Here is a 20,379-nt window from a genome sequence, read left to right as displayed (position 1 = left end):
ACAACAAATGGATGGGCCAGCACCCGTTGAATGGGAGGGGGATCTCGTGTCTGAGGCATCGGGAAAAACGCAAGAATTCGAGAGCGAGTTGAAGAAAAGCCCCGAAGCGGTGGCGGCATTCGAAGACACGCACCGCGGGTTTGTCGGGACAATCCAGCACCTGCTGCATGTGAACCCCTCGCTGGTGCCGTTGATCGTTTTGATTGCATCGATTGTGATCTTTGGGCTGCTGCTGGGCACCAAGTTCTTTTCGCCCTTCGCGCTCACGTTGATCCTGCAACAGGTGCAGATCGTCGGCATCGTCGCGGCGGCGCAAAGCCTCGTGATCCTGACCGCCGGGATTGATCTCAGTGTTGGCGCTATCATGGTGATGTCTTCGGTGGTGATGGGCCAATTCACCTTCCGATATGGCATCCCGGTCGAGATCTCCGTCGCCTGCGGTCTGCTCTGCGGTACCCTGATCGGCTTTATCAACGGCTGGCTGGTGGCGCGCGTCAAGCTGCCCCCCTTCATCGTGACGCTGGGCATGTGGCAGATCGTTCTGGCCACCAATTTCCTCTACTCCGCCAATGAAACGATCCGCTCGCAGGAGATCGAAGCGGAAGCGCCGCTTTTGCAATTCTTCGGCAACACCATTCAACTGGGCGGGGCGCGGCTGACCTTCGGCGTCGTCTTCATGCTGCTACTGGTCTTTGTCCTGGCCTATGCCCTCAAACACACGGCCTGGGGGCGGCATGTCTATGCCGTCGGTGATGATCCGGAGGCGGCGGAACTGTCGGGCGTGGACGTCAAGAAAACGCTGATCTCCGTCTATATGCTTGCGGGGCTGATCTGCGCCTTTGCGGGCTGGGCGCTGGTCGGGCGCATCGGATCGGTGTCGCCCACCTCCGGCCAGTTGGCCAATATCGAAAGCATCACCGCCGTGGTGATTGGCGGGATTTCACTCTTCGGCGGACGTGGCTCCATCATGGGCACGCTCTTTGGTGCGCTGATCGTCGGGGTCTTTACGCTGGGCCTGCGCCTGCTGGGGGCGGATGCGCAATGGACCTATCTGCTGATCGGCGTGCTTATCATTGCCGCCGTGGGCGTGGATCAATGGATCAGAAAGGTATCGGTGTGATGGAACCCATTCTCAAAGGCCGCAACCTCGTCAAACGCTACGGCAAGGTCACGGCATTGGATCATTGTGATTTCGATCTGATGCCGGGCGAAATACTCGCAGTGATTGGCGACAATGGCGCGGGTAAATCCTCGCTGATCAAGGCGGTTTCCGGCGCCGTGATCCCGGACGAGGGCGAGGTCTGGCTGGAGGGCAAGCGGGTCAATTTCACATCGCCCATTGATGCCCGCAATGAGGGGATCGAAACGGTTTACCAGACATTGGCGATGTCGCCTGCCCTGTCGATTGCGGACAATATGTTCATGGGCCGCGAAATCCGCAAACCGGGGTTTCGGGGCAAATGGTTGCGCCAGCTGGACCGCGCGGAGATGGAACGTCTGGCCCGTGACAAGTTGACGGAACTTGGACTGATGACCATTCAGAACATCAACCAGGCGGTTGAGACGCTCTCAGGCGGTCAGCGGCAGGGGGTTGCTGTTGCGCGGGCTGCGGCTTTTGGCTCGAAAGTGATCATTCTGGATGAGCCGACAGCTGCCTTGGGGGTAAAGGAATCCCGCCGGGTGCTGGAACTGATCATGGATGTGAAATCGCGCGGCATCCCGATCATCCTGATCAGTCACAACATGCCGCATGTCTTTGAGGTTGCCGACCGCATCCACGTGCACCGTCTGGGCAAACGCCTCTGTGTGATTGATCCCAAGGACTACACGATGTCGGACGCCGTGGCCTTTATGACAGGGGCCAAGGAACCGCCTACCGAGACTGTTGCCGCTTGAGCGTTTCACTGAATAGTCTTTCGGCCTTGTCGGACTATGTCCTGGCCGCGCCGCGCAGGGCCGAGCGTCGGTTGGTTGCGATGGCGGGTGCGCCCGGCAGCGGTAAATCGACTGTGGCTGCGCAATTGGCGCATCATCTGACGCAGCAGGGCAGCCCGGCGCAGGTGGTGCCGATGGACGGGTTTCACCTGGATAATAGCCTGCTCGACGGCATGGGATTGCGCCATCGCAAGGGCGCGCCGGAGACATTTGATGTGGCGGGGTTTGCCCGTCTGGTCTCTGCGCTCGGCGCGGGCAACCCGGTGTATTACCCCCTGTTTGACCGATCTCGTGACATTGCGATTGCAGGCGCGGATGTGCTGGCAGAAACCTGCGATACGGTGATTGTCGAGGGCAATTACCTGTTGCTGGACGCGCCAAATTGGCGCGATCTTTCGTCGCTCTGGGATGTGCGGATCGCGCTATCCGTTCCCGAACCGGTCCTGCGGCAAAGACTGACCGAACGTTGGTTGGATCAGGGCCTTGCACCCGAGGATGCCATAGCCCGGGCCGAGGGGAATGATTTGCCAAATGCTCGTCGCGTTTTATCCGAAAGCCTGCCCTGTGATGTCGTCTTTGAAAACGACAGTCCGGACGCCTGAACTCGATTCGCGATAAGGTGGCGCCTTAGGCTCAAATTCGTGCTAAGCTGGCGGTGTCTGCGGTCACTGGGACGTTGAACAAGCATCATGCCACCGAATTACCATGCCAGCCCAGTCTGCGGCAAAATCAGCCATTGATGTTTCGGTTGGAATATGTTCGTTAGCGCTAACAAAGCCCTTTCGCGCGTCTGATGCGCTGAGCAGGAAGAATTCTGGAGGAAGATGATGTCACACGCAGTTGCAATTAACGGTTTTGGCCGCATCGGGCGTGGCGTGTTGCGCGCTTTGGTCGAAAACGAGGTCAACGATGTTGAAGTCGTCGCAATCAATGATCTGTCATCGCCTGAAACGTTGGCGCATCTTCTGAAATATGACAGTGTGCATGGCCGCTTCAAAGCGGATGTGGAGGTCAAAGGCGATGCGCTTGTTGTCAACGGCCAGACCATCAAGGTGACGGCGATCCGCAACCCGGCAGAATTGCCCTGGGATGGCGTCGACGTTGCCATGGAGTGCACCGGGCTCTTCACCGCACGGGAAAAAGCAGCACAACACCTTGAGAACGGATCGCGCCGCGTGCTGATTTCCGCACCCGGGGCAGGGGCGGATCGCACGGTGGTGTATGGTGTGAACCACAAGGACATGAGCAAGGATGATATCGTGATCTCCAACGCGTCCTGCACCACGAATTGCCTCGCCCCGGTGGCCTATGTGTTGGACAAGGCATTCGGCATCAAGACCGGCTACATGACCACCATTCACGCCTATACCGGCGATCAGCCATCCCATGACGCACCGCACAAAGACCTCTACCGGGGGCGTGCGGCGGCGCTGTCGATGGTGCCGACATCAACCGGGGCCGCGAAAGCGATTTCGCTGGTCCTGCCGCACCTGGAGGGGCGCCTTGAAGGGTCCGCCGTGCGGGTGCCGACGCCCAATGTCTCGCTTGTCGATCTGGCCTTTGTGCCGGAAAAGCCAGCGACCAAGGATGCCATCAACGCCGCGATGAAGGCCGCCGCCGAAGGTGAGTTGAAGGGCATCCTGTCCTATGAAACTGACCCGACCGTCTCCATCGACTACAATCACGATCCGCATTCTTCCAGCTTCGCCGCGCCACAAACCAGCGTCACTCAGGACGGCCTGGTGCGGGTTGTCAGCTGGTATGACAACGAATGGGGCTTTGCGAACCGGATGATCGACACCGGGCGCAGGCTTGCGGAACTGTCCAAAACCTGAAGCCAAACATCTGGCACCAGCACCTGAGCGCCCAAGCTCGGAGGGAACCGAGATGACTTTGAATGACACGATTGCCCGCGTCACGGACCGCATCATTGCGCGCAGCGAAGGGCCACGGGGCGACTATCTGAAACGCATGGCCGATGCGCGGGTCAAGGGGCCCGCCCGCGGGCATCTCAGCTGCAGTGGCCAGGCGCACGCCTATGCCGGCGCGGGCCCGGACCAGTCGGCCATGGCCCATGAAACCGCGCCGAACCTCGGCATTGTCACCACCTACAATGACATGCTGTCCGCGCATCAGCCATTCGAGCGGTTCCCGGAGCTGATCCGTGAGGCCGCACGTGCCGCTGGGGCCACGGCGCAGGTGGCTGGCGGCGTGCCTGCAATGTGCGATGGTGTCACCCAGGGCGAGCCCGGCATGGAGCTGAGCCTGTTTTCGCGCGATCTGATCGCGATGGCGACCGGTATCGCCATGACCCACAACACCTTTGACGCCGCGGTCTATCTGGGCGTCTGCGACAAGATCGTGCCGGGGCTGATCATTGCCGCGCAGACCTTTGGGCATATCCCGACGGTATTCCTGCCCGCCGGGCCGATGACCTCAGGCCTGTCCAACGATGAAAAAAGCCAGGTGCGCCAGAAGTTTGCCGCCGGCGAAGTGGGTCGTGACGCATTGATGAAGGCGGAAATGGGCGCCTACCATGGCCCGGGTACCTGCACCTTTTATGGCACTGCGAATACCAACCAGATGCTGATGGAATTCATGGGCATGCATCTGCCGGGGTCAAGTTTCGTGACGCCGAACACCGGCCTGCGGGATGCGCTGACCCAGGCGGGGGCCCAGCGTGCACTTGCGCATTCCGATCTGGGGGACAACTATCTGCCGGTCTGCGATGTGCTGGATGAAAAGGCCTATGTGAACGGCATTATCGGGCTCAACGCGACGGGCGGCTCGACCAACCTGCTGATCCACCTTGTCGCCATGGCGCGCGCGGGGGGTATCATCCTCGACTGGCAGGATTTCTCCGATCTGTCAGAAGTCACGCCGCTGCTGGCGCGGGTCTATCCGAACGGTCTGGCGGATGTGAACCATTTCCACGCGGCAGGCGGTCTGGGATACCTGATCCGCGAATTGCTGGGGGCAGGTCTGCTGCATCCGGATACCAAAACCGTCGGTGGGGGTGGCCTCGAGGTCTACACGCGAGAACCCAAGTTGCGCGACGGTGTGGTCGTCTGGGAAGATGGCACGGCAAAGAGCCTGAACGAGAAGATCGTGCGCCCGGCTTCCGACCCTTTCCAGCCGACGGGCGGCTTGAAGCGCCTTAACGGGTCGCTTGGGAACGCGGTGATGAAGGTGTCCGCCGTGAAACCGGAACATCAGATCGTGGAGGCACCGGTGCGTGTGTTCAACGATCAGGAAGACGTGAAAGCCGCCTGCAAGGCTGGTGAAATCATCGAAGATACCGTGGTCGTGGTGCGCTTTCAGGGGCCGAAAGCCAACGGCATGCCCGAGTTGCACAGCCTGACCCCGGTGCTGAAAAACCTGCAGGCCAAAGGGATCAACGTGGCGCTGGTGACCGACGGGCGCATGTCCGGTGCGTCAGGGTCTGTACCATCGGCCATTCACGTCAGCCCCGAGGCCTTGGACGGCGGTGCGATCTCTAAACTGCAGGACGGCGATATCCTGCGTGTGGACGCGGTGGCGGGGGACCTTGACATATTGACCCCCGGCGTGCTTGACCGCGCGGCGGTGCGGGTCAATCTGGGCGCCAATGAATTCGGTCTTGGCCGTGAGCTTTTTGCGCAATTCCGCCGGTCTGTTGGCACTGCCGACACCGGCGCAAGTGTGCTCTTTTAAGGAAAGGAACCTGCCATGACGCCGCAGGACGCCAGCAGGCAGGCCCGAGAGATTTGCGGTTTGGCCCCCATCGTTCCGGTTCTGGTTGTAAAGGACGCAGGTCACGCGCGGCCTCTGGCCGAAGCACTGGTGGCCGGTGGCTTGCCCGCGCTGGAGGTCACCCTGCGCACCCCGGCTGCGCTGGAGGTGATTTCGGAAATGGCGAAAGTTCCTGGCGGTGTGGTTGGGGCGGGCACGCTTGTCACGCCGCAGGACGTCAAGAACGCCAAAGCCGCCGGGGCCAAGTTCGGTGTGTCCCCGGGGGCAACTGACGCGCTGCTTGATGCTTGCGAGGCAGAAGACCTGCCCTTGCTTGCCGGGGCCGCGACCGCATCAGAGGCCATGCGGCTCTTTGAGCGGGGCTATGATGTGCTCAAGTTTTTCCCTGCCGAAGCCTCGGGAGGCGCGCCCGCGCTCAAAGCCATCGGGGGGCCATTGCCGCAAATCTCTTTTTGTCCGACAGGGGGGGTCAGCCCCAAAAACGCCGAGAGCTATCTGTCATTGCCCAATGTGATTTGTGCGGGCGGCAGCTGGGTCGCACCGGCGGATATGGTGTTGGCGGGTGACTGGACCGGGATCGAAGCTTTGGCCCAGGAAGCCAGCACGCTGAAGGTCTGATTGCCGACAATTCTGGCTTTGCAGTTGAAATTCCCGTCACTTCTGGCGATGTTCCGGGCTTCACTCGGGGTCATCATAGATGCAACACAAAACGGATCATTCTGCAAGGAACCGGCTTTTGGAGCCTGACTTGCTGATCCTGGATTGCGACGGCGTGGTGATCGACAGCGAGGTCATCAGCGCGGAAACCCTGATTGCGCTGCTCAGCGGGTGGGACATCCAGATTGACGTCGCATTTGTGCGCGAGCATTTTCTGGGCCGCAGTTTTCCCACCGTCGCCGGATGCGTTTACGATCTCTTCGGCGTGCGCTTGCCCGCCCGGTTCGAAAGCGACTACCGCCAGCGCCTGTTTGAGACCTTCGAGACCGATCTGCGGCTGGTAGCGGGGGTGGAGGCATTGCTCGATCATCTCACCGTGCCGTTTTGCATCGCCACCTCCAGCAGCCCCATTCGGGTTGCGCGCTCGCTTGAGCTGACGGGTGTGCGCGCCCGATTTGGCGATCGGGTCTTTACAGCTTCCGAAGTAGCCCATGGCAAACCCGCGCCCGATCTGTTCCTGCACGCCGCCCGAAAGATGAATACCGCGCCGGACAAATGCCTGGTTGTCGAAGACAGCAGCGTGGGCTTGCAGGCGGCCCTTTCCGCGGGCATGCACGCGGCCTGGTTTACAGGGGGCGCACATATGCGCAAAATGGCCGACACTGACATCGAGGTCGCGGGGTTTCCGAAGGGGCCGCATTTCAAGGTCAGCGCATTTGATGAGTTATTCGACCAAGCGCCGGGCATCGGGCGGAGACCGGACGGAGAGGTACATGGCAGCTAAATCAGGCACAGACGAGCCCGCGGTCGACCTCGCGGCCCGTGCGGGTTGGATGTACTATCTGGGGGGCATGACGCAGGATCACATCGCGCGCGAGCTCGGCATTTCGCGTCAACGCGCACAGCGTCTGGTCGCGCGGGCCGTTGCGGATGGTTTGATCGCTGTGCGCCTGAACCACCCGATCGCGGCTTGTCTGGAGCTTGAGCGCGCCTTGAAGGCACAGTTCGGTCTGACCCTTGCGCGGGTCGCGCCCGCGTTGCCCGAAGGTATGGATCCCGTGAAGTCCATCGCACCTGTCGCTGCCAAGGAGATCGAGCGCGTTTTGAAAAACAGCGAAGACTTGGTGATTTCGCTCGGAACCGGGCGGACCCTGCGCCAGGTTGTCGACGAAATGCCCGTGCTTGATTTTCCAAATCACAGGTTGGTGTCCCTGATTGGTAACGCCGCGCGCGACGGCTCGGCCACGGTGTATCAGGTGATCATGCGCCTCGCGGACCGCGTGGGAGCCCGCCATTTTCCACTGGCATTGCCGCTGCATGCCGAAAGCGAGGCCGACAGGGATTTTTATCTCGGCTTGCGCCACGCGCAAACCGCACTGAAGCTGGCGCGTGAGTGTGACATTGCCTTTGTTGGTATTGGCGATGTGTCCCACACGGCGCCGATGATCATTGACGGGTTCATCGACACGGCCGAAATCGATGAGCTGCTGGCCCGGGGGGCTGTCGGCGAGATTGTTGGCTGGGCCTTCGACAGTGATGGCAAATACCTGGAGGGCGGCTCAAATGCCTTGATCAACGGCGTGCGCGCCGACACGGCCGGATCCCCGATTGTGTGCATCGCCGCAGGCGTACGTAAGTACGAAGCGCTTGCGGCAGCCCTGAAAGGCCAGCTCATTTCGGGTTTGATTACCGACGAGACCTGCGCCCGCCATTTATTGGCATAATTCAACCTAGAATACATATGGCGCCAAGAATTTGGTTGACTCGCGCGCACATAGTTGTGAATAATTGTCATCACGGTGAGCAAAAGCTCATATGACGTTTTGGGAGGAACTAATGATCTACACGGTAAGCCGCCTTATGGGCGCTTGCGCTATTGCAGCGCTGTCTACTGCTGCCACCGCAGAGACGCTCACAATCGCTACAGTCAACAACGGCGACATGATCCGCATGCAAGGCTACACGGACAACTTCACCGAGAAGACGGGGCACACCGTTGAGTGGGTGACGTTGGAAGAAAACGTGCTGCGTCAGCGGGTAACGACTGACATCTCAACCAAGGGCGGTGCTTTCGACATCATGACAATCGGCATGTATGAGACGCCGATCTGGGGCGCGAATGGCTGGCTGGTTCCATTGGACGGTCTGTCCGAGGAATACGACGTGGGTGACATCTTGCCCGCCATGTCCGGTGGTCTGTCTCACGACGGCACGCTCTATGCGGCGCCGTTTTATGGCGAATCGTCCATGATCATGTACCGCACCGATCTGATGGAAGCGGCTGGCATGGAAATGCCCGATGCCCCGACATGGGATTTCATCGGCGAAGCCGCCCGCGCGATGACGGACCGCGACAACGAGATCAACGGCATTTGCCTGCGCGGCAAGGCCGGCTGGGGTGAAGGCGGTGCTTTCATCACAGCGATGTCAAACTCTTTTGGCGCCCGCTGGTTTGACATGGACTGGAACGCCCAGTTCGACACACAGCCCTGGGCCGACACGCTGAACTTCTACGTCAACCTGATGAATGACGCGGGCCCTCCGGGATATGCCACAAACGGGTTCAACGAAAACCTGTCGCTGTTCCAGCAGGGCAAATGCGGCATGTGGATCGACGCCACAGTTGCGGCATCCTTCGTGACCAACCCCGACGACTCCACCGTCGCGGATAAGGTTGGATTTGCATTGGCCCCCGATACCGGTCTTGGCAAGCGGTCGAACTGGCTCTGGGCCTGGGCTCTGGCAATTCCTGCCGGTACTCAGAAAGAAGACGCAGCAAAAGAGTTCATCGAATGGGCCACTTCCAAAGAGTACATCGAGTTGGTCGCGGAGAACGAAGGCTGGGCAAACGTGCCTCCGGGCGCACGGGCCTCGCTTTATGAGAACCCGAACTATCAGGAGGTTCCTTTCGCTCAGAAAACGCTGGACTCGATCCTTTCAGCTGATCCGAACGACTCCACCGTGGAACCAAGCCCCTACGTAGGCATTCAGTTCGCAGCGATCCCTGAATTCGCTGGCATTGCAACAGAGGTCAGCCAGGAATTCTCGGCAGTCTATGCAGGTCAGCAAACAGTAGAAGAAGCGTTGGCAAAAGCTCAGGCCTTGACCAACGACGCAATGGAAGCGGCAGGCTACAGGTAAGGCCCCCTTCGACTTACCAGGGGGCGGTCCGCCGCCCTCTGGACACTTATTTACCACTCGTTCCATTCGACTGATTGTTTCCAGGCGGCAGATTTGTCCGTCAACAGAGGAGATGTGTTATGGCGACCCAACAATCCCGATCCGCAGCCAGATTGATGATGGCACCTGCCGTGATCCTTCTTTTGGGTTGGATGCTCGTGCCATTGACGATGACCCTTTGGTTTTCATTCCGCAAATACCTGCCACTGCGCGGTGGCGACCTTGGTTGGGCGGGTTTCGATAACTACACACGTTTCATAGGTTCGAGCGCCTTCTGGCCAAGTGTACAGGCCACCTTGGTCATCGTGGGCGGTGTGCTCATCATCACCATCGTCCTCGGCATCATTCTGGCCCTGCTGCTGGACCAGCCCATGTGGGGGCAGGGCATCGTCAGGATCCTCGTGATCGCACCCTTCTTTGTCATGCCCACCGTGTCAGCGCTGGTTTGGAAGAACATGTTCATGGATCCGGTCAACGGGCTCTTTGCCTATGTCTGGAAATTCTTCGGCGCTACCCCGGTCGAATGGCTTAGTCAGGCCTCGATGCAATCGATTGTGATGATCGTGAGCTGGCAGTGGCTGCCCTTTGCAACCTTGATCCTGCTGACCGCCGTGCAGTCGCTTGATAGCGAGCAACTGGAGGCGGCTGAGATGGACGGCGCGTCCTTCATGAGCCGGTTCTGGTACCTCATCCTGCCGCATCTGGCGCGCGCCATCACGATTGTCGTGCTGATCCAGACGATCTTCCTGCTGTCGATCTTTGCGGAGATTTTCGTCACCACCGGCGGTGCGTTCGGCACCAAGACACTCTCCTACCTGATCTTCCAGCGCGTGCTGGAGAGTCAGAACGTCGGATTAGGGTCCGCGGGCGGTGTCTACGCCATCATCCTTGCCAATATCGTTGCCATCTTCCTGATGCGCATCGTCGGCAAAAACCTGGACGCGTGAGGAGCAAATCATGGCACGTGCTGTTACAAACAATCGCAAAGCTCTGAACACCGCAATCGCCTGGTCCATCGGTCTGGTCATCTTCTTCCCGATCCTGTGGACGATCCTGACCAGCTTCAAGACCGAGGCCCAGGCCATCAGCAACCCACCCGTCTTTCTGTTCTTCGACTGGACGCTGGAGAACTATGCCGTTGTGCAGGAACGCTCCAACTACATGCGTTTCCTGTGGAATTCGGTCTTCATCGCGGGCGGGTCGACCATCCTGGGTCTGATCATCGCGGTGCCCGCCGCCTGGTCGATGGCCTTTGTGCCCTCCAGGCGGACCAAGGACATCCTGCTGTGGATGTTGTCGACCAAGATGCTGCCAGCGGTGGGTGTGCTCTATCCGATCTACCTGCTCTTCATCAAAATGGGCCTGCTGGACACACGCCTTGGGCTGACCATCGTCTTGATGCTCATCAACCTGCCGATCATCATCTGGATGCTCTACACCTACTTCAAGGAAATCCCCGGCGAGATCCTTGAGGCGGCTCGGATGGACGGCGCGTCGCTGCCCAAGGAGATCATCTATGTTCTCACGCCCATGGCGGTTCCGGGCATCGCATCAACACTGCTGTTGAATTTCATTCTCGCCTGGAACGAAGCTTTCTGGACGCTCAATCTGACCGCTGCCAAGGCGGCACCGCTGACCGCCTTTATTGCCAGCTACTCCAGTCCTGAAGGGCTCTTTTACGCGAAACTCTCAGCGGCCTCGACAATGGCCATTGCACCAATCCTGATCATGGGCTGGTTCAGCCAGAAACAACTCGTGCGCGGCCTGACGTTCGGCGCGGTGAAGTAAAGGAATAAGACCATGGGAAGCATTACACTCAAAAAAGTCTCCAAAAGCTTCGGTGATGTGGAGGTCATTCCACCACTGGATCTGGAAATCAACGACGGTGAGTTTGTGGTCTTTGTCGGCCCTTCCGGGTGCGGTAAATCCACGCTGCTGCGGTTGATTGCCGGGTTGGAGGATCTGACATCCGGCGCCATCGAGATCGACGGCTCAGACGCCACCGACGCAACGCCAGCCAAGCGCGGGCTTGCGATGGTTTTCCAGTCCTATGCGCTTTATCCGCATATGTCGGTCCGCAAGAACATCAATTTCCCGCTGAAAATGGCGGGGATGGATCCGGCAGAGGCGAACAAACGCATTGATGCAGCCGCCAAGGTGCTCAACCTGACGGATTATCTCGATCGCAGGCCGGGTCAGCTCTCGGGCGGTCAGCGGCAGCGGGTGGCGATTGGCCGCGCGATTGTGCGGGAGCCATCGGCGTTCCTCTTTGACGAACCGCTCTCCAACCTCGATGCTGCGCTGCGGGTGAACATGCGTCTGGAAATCTGCGATCTGCACAAGACGCTGGCTACCACCATGATCTACGTGACCCACGATCAGGTCGAGGCGATGACCATGGCCGACAAGATCGTGGTGCTGCACGACGGGTACATCGAACAGGTGGGCAGCCCGCTTGAGCTCTATGAAAGCCCGGTCAACAAATTCGTGGCGGGCTTTATTGGCAGCCCCAAGATGAATTTCGTATCCGGCGCATCGGCCAAGAAACGTGATGCCGACAGCATCGGCATCCGTCCCGAACACCTCACGGTTTCAGCGGATGCGGGTGAGTGGGAAGGGATCGTCGGCGTTTCCGAGCATCTGGGCTCAGACACCTTCCTGCATGTCAAACTATCCGATGGCAGCATGATCAATGTGCGGGCCAGCGGCGAGTTGAAAGCGGCTTATGGCCAGAAAATCTTCCTCAGCCCGCAGGAGGATAAAGTGCACCGCTTTGACGCCCAGGGACTGACGATTTGAATCGACTGTCCGGCAAAACGGCGCTGATCACGGGTGCGGCCCGAGGGATCGGGCTGGCGTTCGCCAAGGCCTATCTGCATGAAGGGGCGCAGGTGGCTTTGGCGGACATTGACTTTGCAGCCGTTCGGCGTGCTGCGGAAGAATTGGGTGAGGGCGCCACAGCGGTGGCGCTGGACGTCACCCGGCAGAGTTCCATCGACGATTGCATGGCGCAGGTTGTCGTGGAACTGGGGCGGGTCGATATTCTGATCAACAACGCAGCGGTCTTTGATCTGGCCCCGATCACGGATGTGACGCGCGAGAGTTACGACCGGCTCTTTTCGATCAATGTCTCTGGCTGTCTCTTCATGATGCAGGCGGTGGCAAATCAGATGATTGCCCAGGGCCATGGCGGTAAAATCATCAACATGGCAAGCCAGGCCGGTCGGCGCGGCGAGGCCGTGGTAACGGTCTATTGTGCCACCAAAGCGGCGGTGATCAGCCTTACGCAATCGGCAGGGCTGAGCCTGATCCAGCATGGGATCAACGTGAATGCCATCGCCCCGGGCGTGGTGGATGGCGCCCATTGGGATGAGGTCGATGCGCATTTCGCGAAATACGAAAAGATCCCCAAAGGCGAGAAGAAGCGTCAGGTTGCTGCTGCGGTGCCTTACGGGCGGTTGGGGACGGCAGAGGACCTCACAGGCATGGCCGTTTTTCTGGCCTCTGAAGAGGCGGATTACGTCGTGGCGCAGACCTACAATGTGGACGGCGGGAACTGGATGAGTTGACATGATCAAGCTGACAGAAAAATCGCTCGCCTCCCTGGCCGGCACCATATCCGTGCCACAATATGATCGCGCGGCACTGCGGCCCGGCATCCTGCATGTGGGCGTGGGCAATTTTCACCGCGCGCATCAGGCCATTTACTTCGAAGATCTGCACAATCAGCAAAGCGATCCCGCGTGGGGGATTTGCGGGGCAGGGGTGCGGGCCCCGGATGCGCGGATGCGGGCGGAGTTGTCGGAACAGGATTGGCTTTATTCTGTCGTGGAAGTGGATGGTGAGGCGCTCACCGCCAGTGTTGTTGGCTGCATGACCAATTTCCTGGACGTAGAGCCATCGGCAAATGCGTCGGTCCTGGCGCAAATGACCGACCCGGAGACGCGGATCGTCTCCCTAACCGTGACCGAGGGTGGATATTTTGTCGACAGCGCAAGCGGCCAGTTTGACCTGACCCATCCGCTGGTGGCCGCCGATATCGCCACTCCGGGGTCGGCGCATACGGTCTTCGGCGGCATTGTCTCTGCCCTGGCGATCCGCAAGGCCGCTGGCACCGCGCCTTTCACCGTGATGTCCTGTGACAACCTGCCGGGCAATGGCGATGCAACGCGGGCCGCGGTGCTGGGGATCGCACAGGCAATTGATGCGGATCTCGCGGCGTGGATCAGCGATCACGTCAGCTTCCCCAATGCCATGGTCGACAGGATCACCCCGGCCACCGGTGATCGTGAGCGCGCCCTGCTGGCGGATAACTTCGGGATTTCCGATAATTTCCCGGTCTTTTGTGAACCTTTCCGGCAATGGGTGCTGGAGGACAATTTCGTGAATGGGCGACCTGCCTTGGAAACTGTCGGGGTCACCTTCACCAAAGACATCCACGACTTTGAAAAGATGAAGATCCGCATTCTGAATGGCGGGCATGCGATACTGGCCTATCCGGCCGCCCTCATGGGGGTCGAATTCGCGCATGAGGCCATCAAAACCCCCGTTATCCGCGCGTATCTGCGCAAAGTGCTCACCGACGATGTGCTGCATCTCGTGCCCGATGTCACCGGCTATACACCAGCGGAATACCTTGATCTGATCTGTCATCGGATTGAGAACATCGGGGTGGCTGATCAAATCGCGCGCCTGTGCTTTGACGGTTCAAACCGGCAACCGAAATTCACCATTCCCTCCGTGCGCGATAATCTTGCGCAGGGCAGGCAGCCCGTTGGCCTCGCGTTGAGTGCTGCGCTGTGGTGCAGATATTGCGCTGGGAGCACCGACAAGGGCGCTGAAATTGCTGCGAATGATCCCAATTGGGAGGTATTGCACCCCGTGGCGGTGGCCGCGCAAACCAACCCGGATGTATGGCTGGAACAAGAGGCGATCTACGGTGACGTGGGCACCCACGCCGGGTTCCGTGATCTGTTTGCGGCCTGTCTGACGTCGCTTCAGAACAATGGGGCCGAGGATACGTTGCGCCGCTATCTTAACGTTGGCACGTTTTTGCACGATGGGCCGGTACGTCATGGCCAAAATGGCTGATTTCCGGCTCAAACAGCGCGCATAGCATTTGACTTTGCGGCTATGGTAGCGGTAACGCAACAGGGTGGCGCGGCCCAAAACAAGCGTCTTACCCCGGAGGCTGAAGATGATTTTGTGTTGCGGAGAAGCATTGATCGACATGATCCCAAAGGTCTCCGATCAGAATGAGACGAGCTTTGTGCCGCATTCGGGCGGTGCCGTTTTCAATACCGCGATTGCGCTGGGACGGCTCGGTTGCAAGACCGGGTTCATCACTGGTCTCTCGCGCGATCTCTTTGGCGCTCAATTGGCGAAATCCCTTGAGGATAGCAATGTGGATTGCAGCCTGGCCATCCAGTCCGATCTCCCGACGACATTGGCCTTTGTCCAGCTGAAAAATGGGCAGGCCAGCTATACGTTCTATGATGAAAACACGGCGGGGCGTAGCCTGACGCCGGAGCTGATGCCCGACTTGCCGGACGCGGCACAAACGCTCTATTTCGGGGGGATCAGCCTGATCAGTGAACCCTGTGCCGATTTCTACGCGGCGCTGGCGCTGCGCGAGGCCGCCGCGCGCCTGATTGTCATGGACCCTAACATCAGGGCCGCATTCATCAGAGATGAGACCAGATATCGTGATCGCCTGGATCGGATGATTGCGGTCGCGGATGTCGTGAAAGTGTCGGATGAAGATCTCGATTGGATTGTTCCTGGCACAGGTGGGCTTGAAAGCAAGGCCCGTAACCTGTGCGCGCAGGGTCCGCGAGTGGTGATCGTGACACGCGGCGCTGATGGTGCACAGGCCTTCCTCAAAGACGGCGCAGCCGTCGAAGTCCCCGCCGAGCGGGTCAGCATCGTCGACACCGTCGGCGCGGGAGACACCTTCAACGCCGGCGTTCTGGCAAAACTCGCCGAAAACGGCTTGCTGATAAAATCACGTCTGGCCGATATCGACGCAGATGCTTTGCACGACGCACTCCGCCATGGGGTCAAAGTCGCCGCTGTAACGGTGTCCCGTGCCGGTGCCAATCCACCCTGGGCGCATGAAATACCATAAACGGGTTTTTGCCCGCCCGCAAAACCTGATAGCCTGATCCAGACCCAATCCTGGGCATCCGTAACCCGACGTATCAAAGTAAAGAGATCCAATGCCCGCACCGAGCATCCCCCCTGTTTCCGCCCAAGATTTCAGCGCGGACATCCTGCGCCACCTCAAACATTCGCTGGGCAAGGATGACAGTCACGCCTCGCTCTATGATTGGCGCATGTCATTGTCGCTGGCCCTGCGGGACCGGGTGGTTGATCCGTGGTTCGACAGCACGCGCAAGACCTATGAGGCGCGCGGCAAGCGGGTGTATTACCTGTCGATGGAATTCCTGATCGGGCGGTTGATCGAAGATGTTGCGATCAACCTGGGGCTGGATGCAATCGCCGAAGAGGCCTTGGCCGCACTCGGGCAGGACTATGGCACCGTTGTCGCCAATGAGCCGGATGCGGCCCTTGGCAATGGTGGTTTGGGCCGGTTGGCGGCCTGTTTCATGGATTCGCTCTCGACCCTGGGCATTCCCGCCTATGGCTATGGCATCCGGTATGAGCACGGCCTCTTTGAGCAGCATTTCGAAGATGGCGCGCAGATGGAAACGGCGGAGACGTGGCTCGCGCAGCGTCACGCCTGGGAATTCGAGCGCCCGGAAGTCAGCTATCCCATCGATTTTGGCGGTCATGTCGCCGAGGAAGACGGCAAGACCGTCTGGCATCCGGGTGAGACGGTCATGGCCTCCGCCTACGATACCCCGGTGATCGGTTGGCAGGCCCAATGGGCCAACACGCTGCGTCTTTGGGCGGCAAAACCGACCACTGCCTTCGATCTGGAGAGCTTCAACCGCGGCGACTACATGGGTGCCAGCGCACCAGAGGCGCTGGCGCGTACGATCAGCCGCGTGCTCTACCCCGATGATACGACCGATACGGGCAAGGAACTCCGGCTCAAGCAGGAATTCTTCTTTACCTCCGCGTCGATTCAGGACCTGCTGCGCCGCTTCCTGAGCGAAGACGGCGATCTGCGGGACCTGCCTGATTACGTGGCCATTCAGCTCAATGATACCCACCCAGCGATCGCGGGCCCCGAGCTTGTCCGCCTGCTGATCGATGAACACGGGTTTGAGGTCTCGCAGGCGATCTCGACCGCGCGGGGCTGTCTTGCCTATACCAACCACACGTTGCTACCCGAGGCATTGGAACGCTGGCCCGAAGATCTGTTCATCCGCGTGCTGCCGCGCCATCACCGGATCATCCAACTGATCGAAGCGGCGCATCTGGCGTCGACGGGCAGCGATGTGCGCATTCTGGAACATGGTGAGGTCAAGATGGGGGAATTGGCCTTCGTCATGGCGCATCACGTCAACGGCGTCTCGGCACTGCATTCCGACTTGGTCAAGGAAACCGTCTTTGCCGATCTGCACCGCGACTATCCGGGGCGGATCATCAACCAGACCAATGGTATCACGCCGCGGCGCTGGCTCTATTCCTGCAATCCGCCGCTGCGCAATCTGATCAACGAGACCATCGGCACAAGCTGGCCGGATGATTTGCAGCAGCTCGATGCGCTCAGCGCCGACGCAAGCGATGCGGCGTTTCTTGAGCAGTTTCAATCCGCCAAGGATGCCAACAAGGCCCGCCTGTCCAATTGGTTGAAGGCGCGCGATGGTGTCGATCTGGACCCCTCTGCGATGTTCGACGTGCAGATCAAGCGCATCCACGAATACAAGCGCCAGTTGATGAACCTCTTGGAGACGGTCGCGCTCTGGAATGACATTCGCGACACTCCAAACGGCAATTGGACGCCGCGGGTCAAGATCTTTGGCGGCAAGGCGGCACCGGGATATGTGGTGGCCAAGGAGATCATCCATCTGATCAACGACGTTGCCAAAACCATCAACGCCGATCCGGTCACCCGCGATTACCTCCAGATCGTCTACCCGGAAAACTACAATGTCTCGATGGCCGAAATCCTGATCCCGGCCACGGATCTTTCCGAGCAAATCTCAACGGCGGGTAAGGAAGCCTCCGGCACCGGCAACATGAAGTTTGCGCTGAATGGAGCGCCAACCATTGGCACCCTGGATGGGGCGAACGTCGAAATCCGCGACTGCGTTGGCGCCGATAATTTCTTCCTCTTCGGGCTGACAGCGGCAGAAGTGACCGCCCGCCGCGCCGAGCCGGAATATGCGCGCCGCGCTGTCGAGGCCAGTCCGCGTCTTGCCCGCGTGCTAAAACAGATCGAGAGCGGCGCGTTTTGCCGCAGCGATTCAGCGCGCTACAGCGGGTTGGTGCAGGGGCTGATGAACCACGACTACTTCCTCGTGACCTGCGATTTCGACAGTTATTTCGACACCCAGCGCGTGGTCGATACCGCATTTTCGGACCAGGCCACATGGACGCGTATGGCCGCGCTCAACACCGCGCGCGTCGGATGGTTCTCATCCGATCGGACGATCAGCGGCTATGCCCGCGACATTTGGAAAACCCCCAGCATGATTGGGTCAAGACGGTCGCGCCAAGACGTGGCGTAGCAAAAAAGGAGACCCGCGTGGCACTTACACCGCAGGACGCACAGGATATCGTTGCAGGCTGTCACGGGGATCCGTTCGCGGTGCTGGGGCTTCACGAGGTGGCGGGTAAGCTTGTGGTGCGCGCCTTTGTGCCCGGCGCGCAAAGTGTTGCGGCCATAGATCCGAAAACCGGCCGCAAGGTTGCCGCGCTGAGCCCGGTTGACGGGGCGGAGGGCCTGTTCGAAGGGAGCGCGGCGCGGCGTAAGAAGCGGTTCGCCTACCACCTTAGCGTCACGCAGGACGGGCATCACTGGACCGCAGACGATCCGTATCGCTTTGGTCCAGTCATGGGCGAATGGGATGAATATCTGATCGGGGAGGGCACGCACCGGCAACTCTGGCACGTGCTGGGCGCCCATGTGATGAAGCATGAAGGTGTCCAGGGTACGCATTTCGCGGTCTGGGCGCCCAATGCGGCGCGCGTGTCGATTGTTGGTGATTTCAATACCTGGGACGGGCGGCGCCATCTGTTGCGTCGGCGGGGTCAGACCGGTGTCTGGGAGATTTTCGTGCCCGCCATCGGCGCAGGCGACGTTTATAAATTCGAGATTTTGGACAGCAATCGGCATCTATTGCCGCAAAAGGCGGATCCGGTTGGGTTCGGGTCAGAACATCCGCCGCGCACCGGATCGGTGGTGCGCAAGCTCTCTGGCCATAGTTGGGCCGACAGGGGATGGATGAGCAAACGCGCCGCGACACAGCGCTTTGATCAACCGATTTCAATCTACGAGGTGCATCTGGGCTCCTGGCGGCGCGTGCCGGAAGAGGGCAACCGGCCCCTCAGCTACCTTGAACACGCCGAACAGTTGATCGCTTACGTGAAGGAGATGGGCTTCACTCATATCGAGCTGATGCCCATTTCCGAATTCCCCTTCGATGGATCCTGGGGCTACCAGCCGGTTGGTCTTTTTGCCCCCACGATCCGACACGGCACGCCCGAAGAGTTCCGCGCCTTCATCGAGGCGGCACACACCGCCGACATTGGCGTGATCCTCGATTGGGTGCCCGGGCATTTCCCCGAGGACGCGCATGGGCTGGCGAAATTCGATGGCACCGCGCTTTACGAGCACGCGGACCCGAAGGAGGGCTTTCATCCGGATTGGAACACGATGGTGTTCAATTACGGGCGTGCGGAGGTTTCCAACTACCTGATCGCAAATGCACTTTACTGGCTGCAGGAACATCATGTGGACGGGCTGCGCGTCGATGCGGTGGCCTCGATGCTCTACCGTGACTACAGCCGCAAGGACGGCGAGTGGATCCCCAACAAGGATGGCGGGCGCGAGAACCTGGAGGCCATCGCGTTTTTGCAGACCATGAACACCACCGCTTACGGTGAAGTTGAAGGCATCATGACCGTGGCCGAAGAATCCACCGCCTTTCCGGGCGTGAGCGCGCCCACGGATGCGGGCGGTCTGGGGTTCGGTTTCAAGTGGAACATGGGTTGGATGAACGACACGCTCAGCTACATGGCCGAGGACCCGATCCACCGCAAATACCATCATTCCAAGATGACCTTCGGCTTGCACTACGCCTTTTCGGAAAACTTCATTCTGCCGCTCAGCCACGACGAAGTGGTGCACGGAAAAGGCTCGCTGCTGGACAAGATGCCGGGCGAGGGCGCGGATAAATTTGCCAACCTTCGGGCCTATTATGGGTTCATGTGGGGGCACCCGGGCAAGAAGCTCATCTTCATGGGTTGTGAATTTGCACAAGGCGCCGAATGGAACCACGACAGCAGCCTCGATTGGCATCTTCTGGATATTGATCTGCACAAAGGCATCCAGACCCTGATCCGCGATCTCAATATGCTCTACCGCGAACGCCCTGCGCTCTATGCGCAGGACACGAAACCCGAAGGATTTGAATGGGTTGAGGAAAACAACGGTGACGAATCGGTGCTGGCCTGGGTACGCCATGGGGCAGCGGGTGCGCCGCCGATCCTGGTGGTATCAAACTTCACGCCCGTTGAGCGGGCGGAGCGCCGTGTCGGTGTGCCGGAACAAGGGCACTGGGGTGAGCGTTTGAATACGAATTCGGAGTTTTACGGTGGCGATGGCCGCGGGAACATGGGCGGCGTGCACAGCGAACAGATCGCAGCCTCCGGGAGGGCGCAGTCGATCAAGATTACGCTGCCGCCTTTGACGACACTCTTTTTCGAGTTGGAGCGGGACTAGTGTTTCAATTTTAATTC

At 59.6% G+C, this 20,379-nt stretch carries 17 protein-coding genes; all 17 read left to right on the top strand.

Going from position 1 to position 20,379, the window contains the following annotated elements:
* Positions 1-46: 46 nt before the first annotated feature.
* Complete coding sequence (locus tag Q1A63_RS09965) at positions 47-1,120, top strand: ABC transporter permease (RefSeq protein WP_298970790.1); 1,074 nt, start codon at positions 47-49, stop codon at positions 1,118-1,120.
* Positions 1,120-1,896, top strand: a complete 777-nt coding sequence (locus tag Q1A63_RS09960; protein WP_299631544.1) for an ATP-binding cassette domain-containing protein — start codon at positions 1,120-1,122, stop codon at positions 1,894-1,896. Before Q1A63_RS09965 ends, Q1A63_RS09960 begins: the two co-directional genes overlap by 1 nt.
* Positions 1,897-1,922: 26 nt before the next feature.
* Positions 1,923-2,537 (top strand): adenylyl-sulfate kinase, encoded by a 615-nt coding sequence (locus tag Q1A63_RS09955; protein WP_299631399.1) that lies wholly within the window; start codon positions 1,923-1,925, stop codon positions 2,535-2,537.
* A gap of 225 nt (positions 2,538-2,762) precedes the next feature.
* Positions 2,763-3,770: a type I glyceraldehyde-3-phosphate dehydrogenase gene (gene gap / locus Q1A63_RS09950; protein WP_298970794.1), complete on the top strand. Its 1,008-nt coding sequence runs from the start codon at positions 2,763-2,765 to the stop codon at positions 3,768-3,770.
* 52 nt (positions 3,771-3,822) lie between these two features.
* Positions 3,823-5,628: a phosphogluconate dehydratase gene (gene edd, locus Q1A63_RS09945; RefSeq protein WP_298970796.1), complete on the top strand. Its 1,806-nt coding sequence runs from the start codon at positions 3,823-3,825 to the stop codon at positions 5,626-5,628.
* Positions 5,629-5,643: 15 nt separating this feature from the next.
* Positions 5,644-6,285 carry a bifunctional 4-hydroxy-2-oxoglutarate aldolase/2-dehydro-3-deoxy-phosphogluconate aldolase gene (gene eda, locus Q1A63_RS09940; RefSeq protein ID WP_298970798.1) on the top strand — a complete coding sequence of 214 codons (642 nt, stop codon included), beginning with the start codon at positions 5,644-5,646 and terminating at the stop codon, positions 6,283-6,285.
* Positions 6,286-6,364: 79 nt separating this feature from the next.
* Complete coding sequence (locus tag Q1A63_RS09935) at positions 6,365-7,108, top strand: HAD family hydrolase (RefSeq protein ID WP_298970800.1); 744 nt, start codon at positions 6,365-6,367, stop codon at positions 7,106-7,108.
* Positions 7,098-8,048: a sugar-binding transcriptional regulator gene (locus tag Q1A63_RS09930; RefSeq protein WP_298970801.1), complete on the top strand. Its 951-nt coding sequence runs from the start codon at positions 7,098-7,100 to the stop codon at positions 8,046-8,048. Before Q1A63_RS09935 ends, Q1A63_RS09930 begins: the two co-directional genes overlap by 11 nt.
* A 136-nt stretch (positions 8,049-8,184) precedes the next feature.
* On the top strand, positions 8,185-9,465 hold the full coding sequence (locus Q1A63_RS09925) for a sugar ABC transporter substrate-binding protein (protein ID WP_298971585.1): 1,281 nt from the start codon (positions 8,185-8,187) through the stop codon (positions 9,463-9,465).
* Between the two features lie 119 nt (positions 9,466-9,584).
* Positions 9,585-10,451, top strand: coding sequence for a sugar ABC transporter permease (locus tag Q1A63_RS09920; RefSeq protein WP_298970804.1), 867 nt, complete (start codon positions 9,585-9,587; stop codon positions 10,449-10,451).
* 10 nt (positions 10,452-10,461) lie between these two features.
* Positions 10,462-11,292: a carbohydrate ABC transporter permease gene (locus Q1A63_RS09915; protein ID WP_298970805.1), complete on the top strand. Its 831-nt coding sequence runs from the start codon at positions 10,462-10,464 to the stop codon at positions 11,290-11,292.
* A 12-nt stretch (positions 11,293-11,304) separates the two neighbouring features.
* The gene (locus Q1A63_RS09910; RefSeq protein ID WP_298970807.1) at positions 11,305-12,303 is read left to right on the top strand and encodes an ABC transporter ATP-binding protein; all 999 of its coding nucleotides are present in this window, start codon (positions 11,305-11,307) and stop codon (positions 12,301-12,303) included.
* Positions 12,300-13,073: an L-iditol 2-dehydrogenase gene (locus Q1A63_RS09905; RefSeq protein WP_298970809.1), complete on the top strand. Its 774-nt coding sequence runs from the start codon at positions 12,300-12,302 to the stop codon at positions 13,071-13,073. Before Q1A63_RS09910 ends, Q1A63_RS09905 begins: the two co-directional genes overlap by 4 nt.
* A gap of 1 nt (position 13,074) precedes the next feature.
* On the top strand, positions 13,075-14,595 hold the full coding sequence (locus Q1A63_RS09900) for a mannitol dehydrogenase family protein (RefSeq protein WP_298970811.1): 1,521 nt from the start codon (positions 13,075-13,077) through the stop codon (positions 14,593-14,595).
* Between the two features lie 106 nt (positions 14,596-14,701).
* Entirely contained in the window at positions 14,702-15,631 is a 930-nt protein-coding gene (locus Q1A63_RS09895; RefSeq protein WP_298970814.1) for a carbohydrate kinase, read from the top strand.
* A 91-nt stretch (positions 15,632-15,722) separates the two neighbouring features.
* Positions 15,723-18,146 (top strand): glycogen/starch/alpha-glucan phosphorylase, encoded by a 2,424-nt coding sequence (locus Q1A63_RS09890; RefSeq protein ID WP_298970817.1) that lies wholly within the window; start codon positions 15,723-15,725, stop codon positions 18,144-18,146.
* Between the two features lie 17 nt (positions 18,147-18,163).
* Complete coding sequence (gene glgB / locus Q1A63_RS09885) at positions 18,164-20,362, top strand: 1,4-alpha-glucan branching protein GlgB (RefSeq protein WP_298970819.1); 2,199 nt, start codon at positions 18,164-18,166, stop codon at positions 20,360-20,362.
* Positions 20,363-20,379: the final 17 nt, after the last annotated feature.

Source organism: uncultured Roseobacter sp. (genome assembly GCF_947499265.1).
GTDB lineage: Bacteria > Pseudomonadota > Alphaproteobacteria > Rhodobacterales > Rhodobacteraceae > Roseobacter.
Note: the sequence above shows the minus strand (reverse complement) of the source record. Positions and strands in the feature narration are given on the sequence as shown.

Bases quoted from the DNA above. Each gene is read 5' to 3' on its own strand.
- Q1A63_RS09960 (WP_299631544.1), top strand. From the start codon at position 1,120: ATGGAACCCATTCTCAAAGGCCGCAACCTCGTCAAACGCTACGGCAAG.
- gap (WP_298970794.1), top strand. From the start codon at position 2,763: ATGTCACACGCAGTTGCAATTAACGGTTTTGGCCGCATCGGGCGTGGC.
- edd (WP_298970796.1), top strand. From the start codon at position 3,823: ATGACTTTGAATGACACGATTGCCCGCGTCACGGACCGCATCATTGCG.
- eda (WP_298970798.1), top strand. From the start codon at position 5,644: ATGACGCCGCAGGACGCCAGCAGGCAGGCCCGAGAGATTTGCGGTTTG.
- Q1A63_RS09935 (WP_298970800.1), top strand. From the start codon at position 6,365: ATGCAACACAAAACGGATCATTCTGCAAGGAACCGGCTTTTGGAGCCT.
- Q1A63_RS09930 (WP_298970801.1), top strand. From the start codon at position 7,098: ATGGCAGCTAAATCAGGCACAGACGAGCCCGCGGTCGACCTCGCGGCC.
- Q1A63_RS09925 (WP_298971585.1), top strand. From the start codon at position 8,185: ATGGGCGCTTGCGCTATTGCAGCGCTGTCTACTGCTGCCACCGCAGAG.
- Q1A63_RS09920 (WP_298970804.1), top strand. From the start codon at position 9,585: ATGGCGACCCAACAATCCCGATCCGCAGCCAGATTGATGATGGCACCT.
- Q1A63_RS09915 (WP_298970805.1), top strand. From the start codon at position 10,462: ATGGCACGTGCTGTTACAAACAATCGCAAAGCTCTGAACACCGCAATC.
- Q1A63_RS09910 (WP_298970807.1), top strand. From the start codon at position 11,305: ATGGGAAGCATTACACTCAAAAAAGTCTCCAAAAGCTTCGGTGATGTG.
- Q1A63_RS09900 (WP_298970811.1), top strand. From the start codon at position 13,075: ATGATCAAGCTGACAGAAAAATCGCTCGCCTCCCTGGCCGGCACCATA.
- Q1A63_RS09895 (WP_298970814.1), top strand. From the start codon at position 14,702: ATGATTTTGTGTTGCGGAGAAGCATTGATCGACATGATCCCAAAGGTC.
- Q1A63_RS09890 (WP_298970817.1), top strand. From the start codon at position 15,723: ATGCCCGCACCGAGCATCCCCCCTGTTTCCGCCCAAGATTTCAGCGCG.